At 68.1% G+C, this 13,930-nt stretch carries 9 protein-coding genes; 1 reads left to right on the top strand and 8 read right to left on the bottom strand.

The window, feature by feature from the left end; genetic code table 11:
* Positions 1-59 precede the first annotated feature (59 nt).
* The 3 genes from ACZ54P_RS16320 to ACZ54P_RS16310 are packed head-to-tail and all read right to left on the bottom strand — an operon-like array spanning position 60 to position 5,436.
* Complete coding sequence (locus ACZ54P_RS16320) at positions 60-416, bottom strand: WXG100 family type VII secretion target (RefSeq protein WP_465462339.1); 357 nt, start codon at positions 414-416, stop codon at positions 60-62.
* Positions 417-457: 41 nt separating this feature from the next.
* Positions 458-2,980: a hypothetical protein gene (locus ACZ54P_RS16315; RefSeq protein ID WP_465462338.1), complete on the bottom strand. Its 2,523-nt coding sequence runs from the start codon at positions 2,978-2,980 to the stop codon at positions 458-460.
* Positions 2,981-3,036: 56 nt separating this feature from the next.
* On the bottom strand, positions 3,037-5,436 hold the full coding sequence (locus ACZ54P_RS16310) for a right-handed parallel beta-helix repeat-containing protein (protein ID WP_465462337.1): 2,400 nt from the start codon (positions 5,434-5,436) through the stop codon (positions 3,037-3,039).
* A 420-nt stretch (positions 5,437-5,856) separates the two neighbouring features.
* Between ACZ54P_RS16310 and ACZ54P_RS16305 the strand changes: the two genes are divergently transcribed.
* Entirely contained in the window at positions 5,857-7,263 is a 1,407-nt protein-coding gene (locus ACZ54P_RS16305) for a helix-turn-helix transcriptional regulator (RefSeq protein ID WP_465462336.1), read from the top strand.
* A gap of 362 nt (positions 7,264-7,625) precedes the next feature.
* On the opposite strand, the gene ACZ54P_RS16300 is transcribed toward ACZ54P_RS16305, so the two are convergent.
* From ACZ54P_RS16300 to ACZ54P_RS16280, 5 genes are read right to left on the bottom strand one after another with little or no spacing between them, the layout of a single operon-like run.
* Positions 7,626-8,876, bottom strand: coding sequence for a cytochrome P450 family protein (locus tag ACZ54P_RS16300; RefSeq protein WP_465462335.1), 1,251 nt, complete (start codon positions 8,874-8,876; stop codon positions 7,626-7,628).
* Between the two features lie 13 nt (positions 8,877-8,889).
* Positions 8,890-9,174: an acyl carrier protein gene (locus ACZ54P_RS16295; protein ID WP_465462334.1), complete on the bottom strand. Its 285-nt coding sequence runs from the start codon at positions 9,172-9,174 to the stop codon at positions 8,890-8,892.
* Between the two features lie 23 nt (positions 9,175-9,197).
* Positions 9,198-10,919, bottom strand: a complete 1,722-nt coding sequence (locus ACZ54P_RS16290) for a fatty acyl-AMP ligase (RefSeq protein WP_465462333.1) — start codon at positions 10,917-10,919, stop codon at positions 9,198-9,200.
* On the bottom strand, positions 10,916-12,190 hold the full coding sequence (locus ACZ54P_RS16285) for a cytochrome P450 (RefSeq protein WP_465462332.1): 1,275 nt from the start codon (positions 12,188-12,190) through the stop codon (positions 10,916-10,918). The genes ACZ54P_RS16290 and ACZ54P_RS16285 overlap by 4 nt, the downstream gene beginning before the upstream one ends.
* Positions 12,187-13,875, bottom strand: coding sequence for a carbamoyltransferase N-terminal domain-containing protein (locus tag ACZ54P_RS16280; protein WP_465462331.1), 1,689 nt, complete (start codon positions 13,873-13,875; stop codon positions 12,187-12,189). The genes ACZ54P_RS16285 and ACZ54P_RS16280 overlap by 4 nt, the downstream gene beginning before the upstream one ends.
* Between the last annotated feature and the right edge of the window lie 55 nt (positions 13,876-13,930).

Here is a 13,930-nt window from a genome sequence, read left to right as displayed (position 1 = left end):
CACCCACCCCCTTCACCTCAAAGTCATGCCGTCAAAGAACAAAAATCCTGCCGACTTACTTAATCCTGCGGCGCGTTCTGCTGTTGCTGCTGAAGAGCTTCGGCCAATTGATGATCGAACGTCTTCGCGTTCGCCTCGTCCAGATCGCGGAAGTCACCGACCGTGGTGGCGACGCCCTCGGCCAGTTCGCCCACGCCTTCGGACAGGTCTCCCAGCCCTTCCCGCACGTCATTGGCGTTTTCCACATAACTTTCGGCGAACTTCTTCCCCGCCTTGTCGTCACCCCAGCAACCGTGATACCGCTCCAGGGTTTCGTTCAGCTGCGCGACCGCGGCCGAGAATTCGGCGTTGTCGGACCGAAGCCTGGACAGCATGTCCTGCATTCCCGAGGGATCAAGACGGAATTCGTCCGCCATCGTGCTCACCTTTCCGTCGAAGAACTTCTTGACCGGACCTGTTACGAAGCCAGCGTGACCGTCTGCCCCGCGGCGGCCGGAGCCGACGCTTCTTCGCGCCACTCGTAGAGGGAAGTCGTCATACGGCTCATCAGGCCGGGTTCCTCGATCAAGCGCAGCGCACCGCGATGCCTTCGTTCGAGCGCCCTGTCGAGCTTCGCCAGCACGGCCAGATCGTGGTCGTCCAGTTCACCGGAGGCCGGAACCGCTTCGTTGGGCGCGAGTTCCCGGAACAGCGCGGCCACCCGGGGCGCGGCCGGCTCTTCACCCTGCTCTTCGCCCGCCGGTTCGGTCTCCCGCAGCGCCAAGGCCTTGAACCGGGCCCCGGCGAAGAAGACGACCTCGTTCACCGGCTGCCCGATCAGCAGTTCCGACGTCCGCCGGGCCGACGCGGGCCAGATGAGGACATCGAGATCCGCGTCCGGCACGGTCACGTCGAGGTCCATGCTGCCGACGAGGAACCCGGGCTCGGTCAGGATCGAGCCCGGCGTGATCGTGCGCTCCAGTGCCTGCGCGTCCTTGCTCTGTCGGAGCACCGCACGCCGATGGGTGGGCAGTCGCCGCAGTCCCGACGCGAGACAGGTGACCTGCCCCTCGATCTCCCCGGCGGTCCCGCCGCGGACGGCGGGGTTCAGGTCGCCGAAACCGCCGCGGCCACGGCCCAGATACAGGCAGACCGCGACGTAGTCGGCCTTGACCCCGGAATCGGCCTGGCCGCGCATGGACGGCCAGGTCGCCAAAGCCGCGTTCACCGTGGCGAGCGCTTCGCCGTACTCGTCACCGGCCGCGGCGGTGAAGCGGGCCTGCTCGGCCGCCGTACTGGCCCGATCGGCGACGACGAGCGCGGTGCCCGTCGCCACCCGGGGTTCGACCGGCTTGGCGGGCTCCCGCGTCTCGGCGACTTCGGCCACGGGACGGTTCAAGACCTCCACACGGGTCTCTTTCACCACCGGCATCGGCACCGGAACGGTGTCGTCCGAGCGCGCGTCGGCGGCCTTCGGGATCTCCTCCCGTGCCGTCTGTTTCGCCTCGACCGGTGTGGGTGGCGCCTGCTGCGGCGTGACAAAGGTGGGGACGGCTGGAGAAGGCCGCACCTCCGCGACCGGCTCCTGCGCGGGAGCGGCGACCGCCGCGCCGGACACCGTCGGAACCGGTGCCGAGGACACCATGAGCGCGGCCGGCATGACCGGTCCGCCCTGCGGACGCGGCGTCGCGGCGACCGGACTGGCCAAAGCAGACGGCGCGGACGGCGTTTCCGTGCGCTCCTCAGCCGGTTCGGCCTGCTTTCCTCCGGTGGCGGGAACCGGCCGGGTGACGAGGGCCGGTGGGCGGTCGATCAGTTCGCGGGTCCGGTCGTCGAGCACACCCAGCAACCGGAGACGGGCCACCTTGCGAGTTTCCGGGACGAGTTCGCCGAGCAGCGCTTCCGCGGCGGAGAGCAGGTCGGGTCCGATCGGCTCGCCGGGCGTTCCGAGGTGCAGCGTCCACCCTTCGGGGTCGAACGGCGCCGTCGAGGTCGCGGAATCACCGGCTCCGGTGCGCAGCACGAGCCCTGACGGGACGACGTCGGCCATGACCTGCCCACGCCGATATCCGACGGTGTCGCGCCGCTGCCATCCCCGGGGCGGGTCAACGGCTTCGAGTACCTCTTGACCTCCGTCCGCGCGCTGCAGCAGTTGCGCCACGAACGGCCGATACCGCTTCTTCACATCCATAAGCGGGATTTCGACGACGACGTTCCGGCTGAGGGACTTCGCGAACTCGCTCAACCAGGCGTGTGCACTGGTCTTCGTGGACAGTGAGACCAACCTCGTCGGTACGAGCGGGAGCCGACCGACCACTGTGGACACCAGCCCGGCGGCCGGTACGGCACCTTCCGCCCCGACGACGATCTTGGCGACGGAAGAGTCGGCGGGCACCGAAAAAGCCGCGTCGCCGAGAGCCGCCGGACGTGCGTCCGGACGCCGCACCAGCAGACCGGCCGGCACCGGCTCGAGGATCGCGGCGGGCATCGGTTCGACGATCGCGCCCGGCACGCCGGACGGCGTGGCCGGCATCGCGGTTTCCCAGGCGGGCACCGGATACCGTCGTCCATCGGGACAAGCGGGCACTCCCGGACGGAACCGCAGCCATCCGGTGCCGCCGGTCCCGTGCCCCGCGTAAAGGAGTGCCCCCGGTTCGACGACGAAGGCGCCGTCCGGGGCGAAGATCTCGATGTCGAGCGCGTCGGCCAAGGCCTGCGGGACGAAGGGATCCCGGCCGAATCCCGCCAAGGCGATCCGCACGGCTTCGACGTCCTTCGTCACCACGGAGCGGTGCAACAGGGCGGGCAACGCGGTGGTGAGCGAGCCATCTCTCGCCGCGCCTGGGGAAACCAGGACGAAAACGTGGCCGTCGACCGGTTCCGGCCAGCCGATGGCGCCGGCTTGAGTGACGGCTTCACCGATCCGGCGGATCAGCACGTGGGCACCGCGCCGTTCGACGAGGAAGTCACCGGCGCCTTGATCCACGGTGTCGTGGTTCATCTTGCCTCCTGCTCGGGCAGTGCGGATGGACGGAGCGAAACCCTGGAGGGTGCGGGTCATCGCACACCGGTTTCCAGGTCCTCCGCGGTCAGCAACGTCAGATCGGCCGCGGTCACCTCCGAAGTCTCCGCGAGGCGGGACGCCTGCCTGTCGGTCATGCGCTCGAACACTCGCCGGGCCGTCCGGCCGTTGCCGAAGGTGCCGTCCTTCGGAATCGCCTCGAAGTAGTCGAGCAGACCGCCCGCCGCTTCTTCGTCGAGGCGATAGTCGTGTTTGGCGCACTGGGTCCGGACGATGGTGACGAGTTCGTCCGCCGTGTAGTTGGCGAACTCGATCGTGCGGCTGAACCTCGATTCCATCCCGGGGTTGGATTCGAGGAACTTCGACATCTCGGTCGAGTAACCCGCGGCGATCACGACGACGTCGTCGCGGTGGTCTTCCATCAGCTTGACCAAGGTGTCGATGGCCTCGCGACCGAAGTCCGGCCCGCTGCCTCCCGAACCGGAGCTCAGGGTGTACGCCTCGTCGATGAACAGGACGCCGCCGAGGGCGGTGGTGAAGGCCTCCGTCGTCTTGATCGCGGTGCCACCGATGATCTGCGCGACCAGATCGGCCCTGGCCACCTCGACCAGATGTCCTTCACGCAGCACACCGAGTTGCGCGAGGACCTGCCCGTAGAGGCGGGCGACCGTGGTCTTGCCGGTTCCCGGCGCTCCCGCGAACACCAGGTGGCGGGCCATCGGCGGGGCCGACAATCCCGCGTCCTGCCGCCGCTTGGCCATCTTGTTGAGATTGATCAGTGACGTCACCTCGCGCTTGACCCCGTCCAGTCCGACGAGGCCCTGCAGTTCCATGAGGGGATCGTCGGCGGTCTTGGCCCGAGCGGGAGCGGCGGCGGGCGAAGGGCGCGCCGCTTCGGCCGACGCGGACGTCCCGAACGCGTCCGGACGCAGGTTTCCGCTGGTGATCAGATCCAGCACTTCGATCGCCGTGCCGGGCCGTGTCTGCCGCAATCCGCTGCCGTGGTTGTCCCGCACGGTGCACGACGAGACCCGGACGGCTTCCCGCGTGTCGAGCCGGATGCCGTCGGCCTTGCCGCCGGAGAACTCGGAATCGGTGATGCTGCCCGACGCTCCCTCGGCGAACTGGCAGCCCATGCCATCGCTGCCGTGCACGCGGCAACGGGCGACCGACAGGTTGGCGCCGCCCCCGGCGTGGACACCGTCCCCACCGGCACCGGTGATGGCGCTGTCCGCCAGGGCCAGTGCGGCGTCGATGACCTCGACACCGGCGGCCCTGGTGTCCCGTACGCTCAGCCCGCTCGCTGTCAGCCGAGAGCCACCTAGGATGCGCAGCCCCACTTCGCCGCCTTCGATCTCTACGTTCTCCATCGTGCCGCGGCCGCCTTCGTCGACCTCGACGCCGGCGCCGTCCGAGCCGAGCACCCGCAACCGGCGGAAGAACGGATCGGCGGCGTCGGAAACCCGGACGCCGGAGCGTTTGCTCCCGGCGACGGAGAGCTGGTCGAATTCCGGGGTGGATCGCTCGGTCACGTGGACGCCGATCCCGTCCACCTCGGCGACCTCGCAGTTGGTGAGCTTGCCGCCGGAGCGGGCGGCGAAGTGCACTCCGCGGAAGCCGCTGGCGCGGACGCGGCAGCCACGCAGTTCCGGTTTGCAGCCTTCCGCCACGAAGATGCCCTCGGCGCCGACGCGCTCCACCGAGCAGTCGTCGAGGAAGACGTTGCCGGTGCTGGCCAGATAGAAACCGATCCCGTCCGCGGCGGACACGGACAGCCGCTTCGCCTTCATCGTCGCTTGCTGCTCGACCGCGACCGCGGGCTTGCCGGTGCCGGTGATGGTGGTGTCGTCGACGGTCAGCGTGCCGCGGCCGTTGAGGCAGATGCCGTTTCCCGCCGCCTTGACGACGGTGCAGGCGCGCATCGTCAGCGCGCCGTCGTCGGCGACCACCACGGCGGAGGTCCCCAGATCGGTGAAGCGGCAGGATTCGAGCACGCCACCGTCCGCGGCTGTGACCACGACGCCGGCCCCAACGCCATTGCGGACTTCGCAGTCACGCATCAGGATCTTGCCGTCGCCGGAAGCGAAGACCGTGGACCAGCCCGCTCCGTCGAGGGAGCATTCCGTGAGGCTCAGCTGACCTTGCGCCACGAAGACGGCGGGATTGTCCTTGTCACTGGAGACGACGGAGATTCCGGACAAGGCGGCCGAGGAGGTGGCCACCGAGACGGTGACCCCGGAGCCGGCCAGGATGGTGACCGTCCCGATGCCGTCCTCGGCGGTGATCGTCACGGGTTTGGACAACACCAGGTTCTCGCTGTACCGGCCGGGTGCCACCACGATCAAGGCGCCTTCGGGTGCGCCGGCCACCGCGTCGCCGATGCGCCGGTAACCGTGCCCAGGCGTCTGCGTGACCATGATGACGTTTTGGCCCACGTTCCGGCTCCCTTTCTCGTTCAGCACCCCGTACCGGTCCCGAATCCGGGACTTGAGCGCACCAATAAGGCCTCAACGAATTCTTCATTCGCAGCTGGTCTGATCTTCGAGGAGAAACCGAAGATAAAGGCCGCTCGGGGGAAGTTCGGGCAACATGTCGGACAAAATCGCCTCTTGCGCTCCGCCCGTCATCCGCTTCGTAAGGGAAAACCCTCTTTCCGACCGCGACGCTCATCGACGCAAGCACCCCGGATTCGTTCGGTGACGGGGGCGCTGTGGAGAGTGACCACCCGGCGTCCGCCGGTCCACCCGGCGAAGTACGATAAGCGGAGGTGGCCCTCGCCGAGGGTGGCGAAAGCGACCCCACGAAGGCGTTCCGCGACTCGATCGGGGCGCAACAGGCGGGCGGCACGGGAAGGTGTGACTGAACTGGACAAGCCGGACGATGTCGAGGCCGCTCGCGAAGCCCTCGATGCGGCGCGCAGGGAACGGGCACGGTTGAGCGCGCTGGGCCGGTGGAGTGAAGCCGACGAAGCCGCCTTGAGCGCCCTGCGCCGGATCCTCGAGTTCGCTTCACCCGACATCGTCGGACCGGAACTGGGTGGCCTGGTCTACGTGGCAGGCAGTCCCAGGCCCGAGCCACAGACCGCCGGCCGCCACGGGCTCCCTGTTCCGCCGGAACGGCTGAGCGCGACGCACGCGATGTCGCTGGTGAATCACGGGAACGGCCCGCGGGAAGCGGCCGAGTTCGCCCAGGAAGCCCTGAACTCGTTCAACTGGCGTGATATCGGCACATTCTGGTATGCGATCCTGTCGCTCACCTACGTCGACGACGGCGCTTCGGCCCTGCACCATTGCGAGCGCGCGATGACCCGCGCGGGCTGGGCCGCCTCGCCGGTGCTGACCGTGCTCCGGGCTCGCGTCGCGTCCCTCAACGGCGACTCGGTCACCGCCGTCCGGCTGCTCGACCCTCTCGTCACCAACGGCGTCGAAAACCAGTTCACCGAGGTCGCGGTCGCCTGGGCCGTCGAGGCCTTGGTCGATCTCGGCGACCTCGATCGCGCGGACGACCTGATGCGCACCCACGCTTTGAGCGGCGACCTGGACGCCGTCGTCGATCGCGCCGAAGTCCTCGCCGCGCGTGGCCTGCTCAGCAGGGCGATCGGGAATCCGGAGTCGGCTTATGAGGACTTCATCGCCTGTGGCCGGGAACTCGCCGCCTGGGGGGTCAGCAATCCCGCCGTCATCCCTTGGCGCTCGAGAGCGGCACTCTGCGCCGCCGCGACGGGACGCGAGACCATCGCCCTTCCGCTGGCCGAGGAGGAACTCAGCCACGCGAGAAGGTGGGGCACCGCCCGTGCCATCGGTACCGCCTTACGCGCGCTCGGCCTGGTGTCCACCGCGGGCCGGGATGTCGAGCTGTTGAAGAAGGCGGTCGAACTCCTGGCAGACAGTGGCGCACGCAACACGTTGATGGAAGCCCAGTATGAACTCGCGGTCAAATTGCGGCTCGAGGGACGCCACGACGAGGTTCAGCCCGCGCTCCGCGGCCTCCGCGAAACCGCGGTCGCGACAGGCAACAAAGCTTGGGAAGTCCGCGCGGACGAAGCGTTACGGCGGTGGACGGCGGCCGGTGACACTTCGAAGATGTCTTCGAAAGAACGTAAGGTGGCGAACCTCGCTCAGGGCGGGCTGAGCAATGGCGAGATTGCCAAGCGATTGCAGCTGACCACGTCCACCGTGGAATTCCACCTCTCGAACATCTATCGCAAGCTCGCGATTTCCGGGCGAAGCGAACTACGGTCGATCTTAGTGCCCATCCTGTAATCCATGGGGCTTCCGCGAACCGGGTGATCGATCGTCCAACGATCCTGCCCGAAAGGGCAACCCGCCGATCGCGGACCGGTCGGCCACAGGTGAACCACACGCGCACCCCCGTATCGGTGACAAAAGGGCCACCCCGCGCACTGTTCGGGCACTCTTCGCCTTCCGCCGCGAAGTCGGCCGATACCGTCCGGAAATCGAAGCTTCCGCGCATTTTTCGGCGCGACAGAACAGAAGCCGGACGGGTTCCCGGGCAAGGAGCATCAAGTGCGGGTCGATCCTGCCACGGGGCGGTGAGGTCGCGACCGCGAAGAAGTTCGGGTTCACCAACGCGCGAACCTCGGCGAAGGGAGCCAGCGAGATCGTCACGTCCGACGAAGGCGCACCGGCAGGCTTTGCACCCCGTACATCTGCAGCCCCGGGTGATAGGGCAGTTCGCTTTCCGGAACGGCGAGGCTGAGTTCGGGCAGTAGCGGCAGCAGTTCCCGCACCGCAACCTCCGCCTCCAGTTGCGCCAGCTGCGCACCGATGCAGAAGTGGATGCCGAGGCCGAAGCCGAGGTGACCGGCGGTGTCCCGGGCCGGAAGGAATTCGTCCGCCTGCTCGAACTTGGCCGGATCACGGTTGGCCGAGAGCAACGAGACCAGCACCGCGTCCCCGCGGCGAATCACCACGTCACCCATCTCGATGTCCTCGGCGGCGAAGCGGACCAGCGAGGTCAGCGCCGGGCTGTCGAATCGGATGATCTCCCTGATGGTGGCGGGGATCAGCGACGGGTCCTCTCGCAGTTCCCGGACCAGGTCGGGCCGGTGGAGCAGGCTGAACAGGATGTTGCCGATCAGCCGGACGGCGGGCTCGTGTCCGGTGAGCAGCAGCGACGACGCCATCGAGATCAGTTCATGGCCGTCGAGTTTGTCGTCTCCGGTGTCCTTGATCAGGGCGCTCAGGAGATCGTCCTGCGGATCGTCGCGCTTGCGGGCGATGAGCCTGGCGAAGTACTTGGTGATCGAGACGAACAGGTCGTTGTCCGCCTGCCCCGGCACGGTGACGGTGAAGAACGTGTCCGCCCACCCCTGGAAGGTGTCCCGGTCGGCGGCGGGTATGCCGAGCAGATCGCAGATCGTGGCGGTGGTCAGACCGCCGGCGAACTCGGTGACCAGATCGAAGGTTTCGTGCCGCACCATGTTCTCGCGCAGTTCCCGGGCGGCCTTCTCGATGCCCGGCCGCATCGCCTCGACGCGGCGCTTCGTGAACGGACGGGCCACGAGCTTGCGCAGCCGGGTGTGGTTCGGCGGGTCGTTGCTCGCCAGATCCTTCGACCAGAGCTGGGAAGTCTCCGTGCCGGGCTGCCAGCCCGCGGGCAGGCCGACCGCGGTCGGATCCTTCACCAAGCGGGGGTCGGTGAGCGCGGCGGCCCCCTCCGCGTGCCGGGTGATCAGCCAGATCGGGGCCGCGCCGGGTGGTTCGCACCGGTGCACCGGTCCGCTCTCCCGCAGCTCGGCGAGCAGGTCGAACGGATTCGCCGCGAAGTCCGGCGTCCTGAGCTTGCTGTGCAAGGAGGTGTCGACGGGGCACCGTCGCTCTTGGCCGGTGTGGGCGGTCGAAAGGTCATCCACCGAAGTTCCTCCGCTAATCCTGCTGGCTTCGCTGGGGGGTCGAGAGAAGCATCTCGACCACGAGGTTCACGGTCGGGTACTTCCACAGTGTGTCGACGCCCAGCACGATCCCGAATTCGTCCTCGAGGTCGACGGCGAGGGCGACCGCGCTCACCGAATCCAAGCCGTACTGGGACAACGGCGTGTCGGCGTCGATCTGGGCGTCGTCCAGCTTCGCGTATTTGGCGGCCCGGGAGACCAGCCACTCTCGCAGCTTTTCTTCGTCGATCCGCTGCAGACCGTTCTGCTCGATGCTCATTTCCTGCTCTCCTGTGCTCGAGTTCAGCGGGTGTACTGATAGACGGGCCGCAACGAGCCGGCCAGATAACGTTCGCGCATTTCCACGCGTTTCACCTTCCCGCTGGTGGTCCGCTGTACGCCGCCCGGGCGGAGGAACGACACGGCGGCGACCTGGGCACCGAACTCGCGGGCCACCAGGTGCACGACCTTCTGCGCCAGTTCCGCCAGGTATTCGGCCGACGCTTCGCGGACCTCGTGCGTGATGACGACCCGGTCCGGTTCGTCCTCTGGTCCCGGAAGGCGGAAGGCCGCGGTGATCCCCGGCAGTTCCGGGAATTCCGCTCGCAAGGCGGACTCGATGTCCTGCGGGTAGATCTTCAGCCCCCGCACGACGATGACCTCCTTGATCCGCCCGGTCACATAGAGCTCGCCGTCGTGGCGGAACCCGAGATCGCCGGTCCGGAGATACGGTCCGTCGCCCTGGGCCGTGGTCGCGTGGAACAACTGCCTGGTCTGTTCGTCCTTGCCCCAGTACCCCTTGGCGACGCTGCGTCCGCGCAGCCAGATCTCACCGACCTGGTCTTCGTCGAGAGGCTCCAGAGTGTCCGGATCGACGAGTTCCAGGTCGATCTCGTGCGGGAACCCGCAGCTGATGATCCGCTTGCCGGTCTCGGCCGAATCCGCGACCTCGAAGGCCCCGCCGTCGAGCGCGTTCCGGTCCGCGTCGAGGACCCGCAGGGCGGAGGAACGACGGCTCGCCACGATCAGCGTGGCCTCCGCCAGGCCGTACGCCGGGCACATTTCGGCCTTGAACCCGGCGGGGGCGAACTTGTCCGTGAAGTCGCGCATGGTGGACAGGTTGAGCCAGTCGGCACCGTTGGTCGCCATCTTCCAGGTCGACAGGTCGAGCCGGGAGACCTCCTCGTCGGAGATCCGGTCGACGCAAAGGCCGAAGGCGAAGTCGGGGGCCGCCGAAACCGTGGCGCGGTACCGGTCGATGGTGCGCAGCCAGGAATAGGGACGCCGGACGAAGGTGCCGGGATCGAGGAGATACGAGGTGCCACCGAACAACAGCGGGCTCAGCAGCTGGCCGATCAACCCCATGTCGTGGTAGAGCGGGAGCCAGCAGACCAGGCGGATCTCTTCCGGCGGCAGATCCGTGATCTCGAACAGGATCCGGGAGTTGGTCAGGATGTTGTCGTGGGTCAGCACGACACCCTTGGCGTCACCTGTGGAGCCGGAGGTGTACTGCAAGAACGCGACGGTGTCCGGTCCGCACTCCCGCGCGAAGAAGTCCGCCGCCGGGGCGGGGTCCACGGTGTCGGTGAACACGGGAACCAGATCGTCGAGCCCCTCCGAGGACACCCAGTCCAGTACGACACCGCGGTCCCCGGAGTGGGCCAGCACCACCGAGACACCGGCGTCCTCGGCGATGGCCGTCAATCGCCGCTTCTGTTGTTTGGAGCGCACGGGCAACGGCGCCGGAACGGCGATCAGTCCACTGTAGAGGCAGCCGAGGAAGGCCGCGGCGAAATGCGGTCCGGACGGATAGGTCAGCAGGATCCGGTCTCCCGGCCGGGCCAGTCGTTCGAGATGTGCCGCGACGGCGCTCGCCTCGTCGTGCAGCCGCCGGTAACTCCAGGACACGGTGGCGTCCGGGTCGTCCGGGTCTCGGACGAAGGCCACGGCCTCCCGCTCACCGTGCTCCCGGACCCGCTCTTGGAAAACCCGCGCCACATCTGAAGCTGTGGTCACACCGGTCACGTCCGCCTCCTTTCCTGACCTGCTCCGTGGTCGGCTGTCGCTCCGCTGAGCACCGGTGGCGCAGCACGGACACCGTTGAACGCGGCTACGAGACTTTCCGGCCCGCGCAAACTCGGGGTCGCCTTGTAGGTGAGCCGATCCGTCCGCAGCTTCGGCTCGATCACCCGGCAGGCGAACGCCGCGAACGCGGCGGCTCCTTCCACCCGGGCGAGCCCGCTGCCGAGGCAGAAATGCGGGCCCGACGCGAAAGCGAGGTGCTGCCCAGGTCCCGTCCGGCTGATGTCGAACTCGTCCGGCCGGGCGAAGACGGCGGGATCGCGATTGGCCGCACCCAGCAGGAGGACCAGGAGGTCTCCCGCCTCGATCCGCAGTCCACCGACGGTCAGGTCGGCGACGGCCACCCTCGTGGTGATCTGCGCGGGCGAGTCGTAGCGCAGCACCTCGTCCACCACCGCGGGCGCCAGCGCCGGGTCCCCGGTGAGACGCCGCAACTGTTCCGGATGTTCCAGCAGTGCCCGGACGCCGTTTCCGATGAGATCGACCGTCGTCTCGTAGCCGGCGTTGATCAGCAGCACGCAGATACCGAGGACTTCGCTTTCACTCAGCGTGCTTCCGTCGTCGCCGGTGTTCAGCAGGGCGTCGAGGACGGGACCGGGCGGCGTCGAACGTGGTTCCGCGAGCAGCTTCTTGAAGTAGACGAGCAGGCGTCCACCCGCCCGCGCCGCGTCGCCGGCCGCCTCGTGGTCCACCGATCCCAGCGGAAGCGGGTACAGCCCGCGGGAAAGCGTCCTGGACCAGTCGCCGACCAGTTCGTGATCCGCGACGGGAACGCCCAGCTGAGTACAGACCGTCGACAACGCCAGCGGCGACGCGAAGTCCTTGATGACATCGAAGGGACCGTCCGGGGGCACCGCGTCGAGGAGGTCGTGCACCGTCGCGCCGATCCGCGTCACCAGAGGCGCGAGGGCACGCCCGGTGAAGGCCTTGGACACCAGGCGGCGAAGGCGGGTGTGATCCGGCGGATCGAGGTCGACGAGCTTCCGGCTCGCCGGGCGGACGTCCTTGAGGAAGAGGCGGGCCCGGCTCCTGTCGCTACTGATACGCGGGTCGCGCAGGATCGCCGAACAGTGCTCGTGTTTCGCCACCACGACGACGCCGTCCGAAGCCGGATACGGCGAGGATTCCCGCAGGTGGGCGAGAACCGGGTAGGGCTCCTGCTCACACAGGACCTCCGGTAAGCGGGCGAAGACCTCTCCGAGGTCGGTGGTCATCGGCCGGCCTCGGAGCGGTAGAGCGTGCCCTCCGACCAGATGTAGCGGACCTTCCCCCAGCGGGCGGCGGAGGCGACGTCCGGGAAGAACCCGGATCCGTTGAAGTTCGCGCTGGTGTTGCACAACACCGGCACCCCGGTCCGGCGCCGGTAGGCGGTCAGCAGTTCGTACGCCACCGGGTTCTCCGCACCGACGGTCTGCAGCCGGGCGCTGCCGTCGACGTGCACCACGGCCGGAACCCGCGCACGCCATTCCGGACGGACCTGGTGCTCGAACAACATGTACGGGTCCCGGGTGCCCGGCGAGAACACCTCGGGAGCCGCGTCCTCCAGGCAGATCGGTGCCACCGGGCGGTAGGACGCACGCTGCTTGAGCTCGTTCAGCCTGTCCAGCATCCCGGCGTCGATCGCCGGGGCGATGATGCTCCGGTGCCCGAGCGCGCGGGGACCGATCTCGGCCCGGCCGGTCAGCACGATCACCGGTTCGCCTTCGACGGCGAGCAGTTCGGCCAGTTCGTCCAGCGTGCACGGCGTCGACGTCCAGCCCTCCGGCACTTCGGTACCGGGAACGACCTCCGGCCCCGCGAAGGCCGACCAGCGCAGGGCACTGTTCCCGGTGCGGTCGATCATCTCCGCGCAGGCCGCGCCGATGGCCGAACCCGCGTCGTTGGGAAACGGCGGTACCCACACCTCGGAGAACAGGCCGGAGTCCCGGACCCGGGCGTTCCACTTGATGTTCAAGGCACATCCCCCGGACAGCGCGAGCGGCGTGCCGCGGAACTCTTCGTGCTCGGTCACGAACCGGCGAAGCGCCTCGACCAGAAGAGCGCCGAGGTACTCCTGCATCGACGCCATCAGGGTGGCGTCGGAAAGCTTCTTCGGCGCCAGGTCGCGCAGGACGGAGCGGCTCCACAGGTACATGAGCACGACGTCGGTGGGCCGGTGCCTGCTCGAAGCGGCGGCCATGGCGGCCAGGGCGTCGTCGTCCGGGCTCCCCAATGCCGCGTAGGCCATCGCCTTTCCGGAGACCGGCAGGATCACCGTCTCCAGTTTCCGGGCATCGGTGTCGAGGGCGCCGTCCCCGGTGCGGAACGGTTCGAGGTGGGTGGCGAAGATGGGGTACAAGCCACCCAAGACGTCCAACAGCCAGCGCAGTGGCCGCAAGGACCGGCGGACCGGGTCGTAGTGATACAGACAGGGCGCCATGCCGCCGTCCCACACCACGATGAGCGCGGATTCACCCCGCCGGGCGAACGGACTGCTGCAGTAGCCCGCCAGCGCGTGGCCGGTCGCGTGGCTGAAACTGCGGAACTTCACCAGGCCGTCACCGAACAGTTCGGCCGTTTCGAACGGGCGGCTGAGCGGGTCGATGCCGCTGCCGGGCGAGTCGCGATAGGAGGCGACCGGTACCGGACGCCGGACGCCCGCGTCGTCGAGCACGTGGACCTGATGGGTGTCCTCTCCCGCGGTTCGTCCCCAGCCGTCCACCGCGATCGAAGTCAGCTCTTCCGGGCGCAGCCCCTGCCCGTCGAGCACGGCGCCGAGGTCGCGCCACGTGTTCAGCGCCGAGTACCGGTCCCGGTTCTCCAGTTTCTCGGCCTCGATCGAGAAGAGCAGTCGATCGTCTTCGATCGCGGCCAGGGAGCCGTCGTGGGTGAGCTTCAATCCGCAGAAGATCTCGCTCATGGTGGTGCCCCTTACCCAAAGTCGATTTCCCGAATCGCGGAAATCAGCTGACCTG

The organism is Amycolatopsis sp. NPDC034160, from assembly GCF_055575355.1.
The sequence above is the reverse complement of the archived record's forward strand: the minus strand, read 5'-3'. Positions and strand labels throughout refer to the sequence as shown.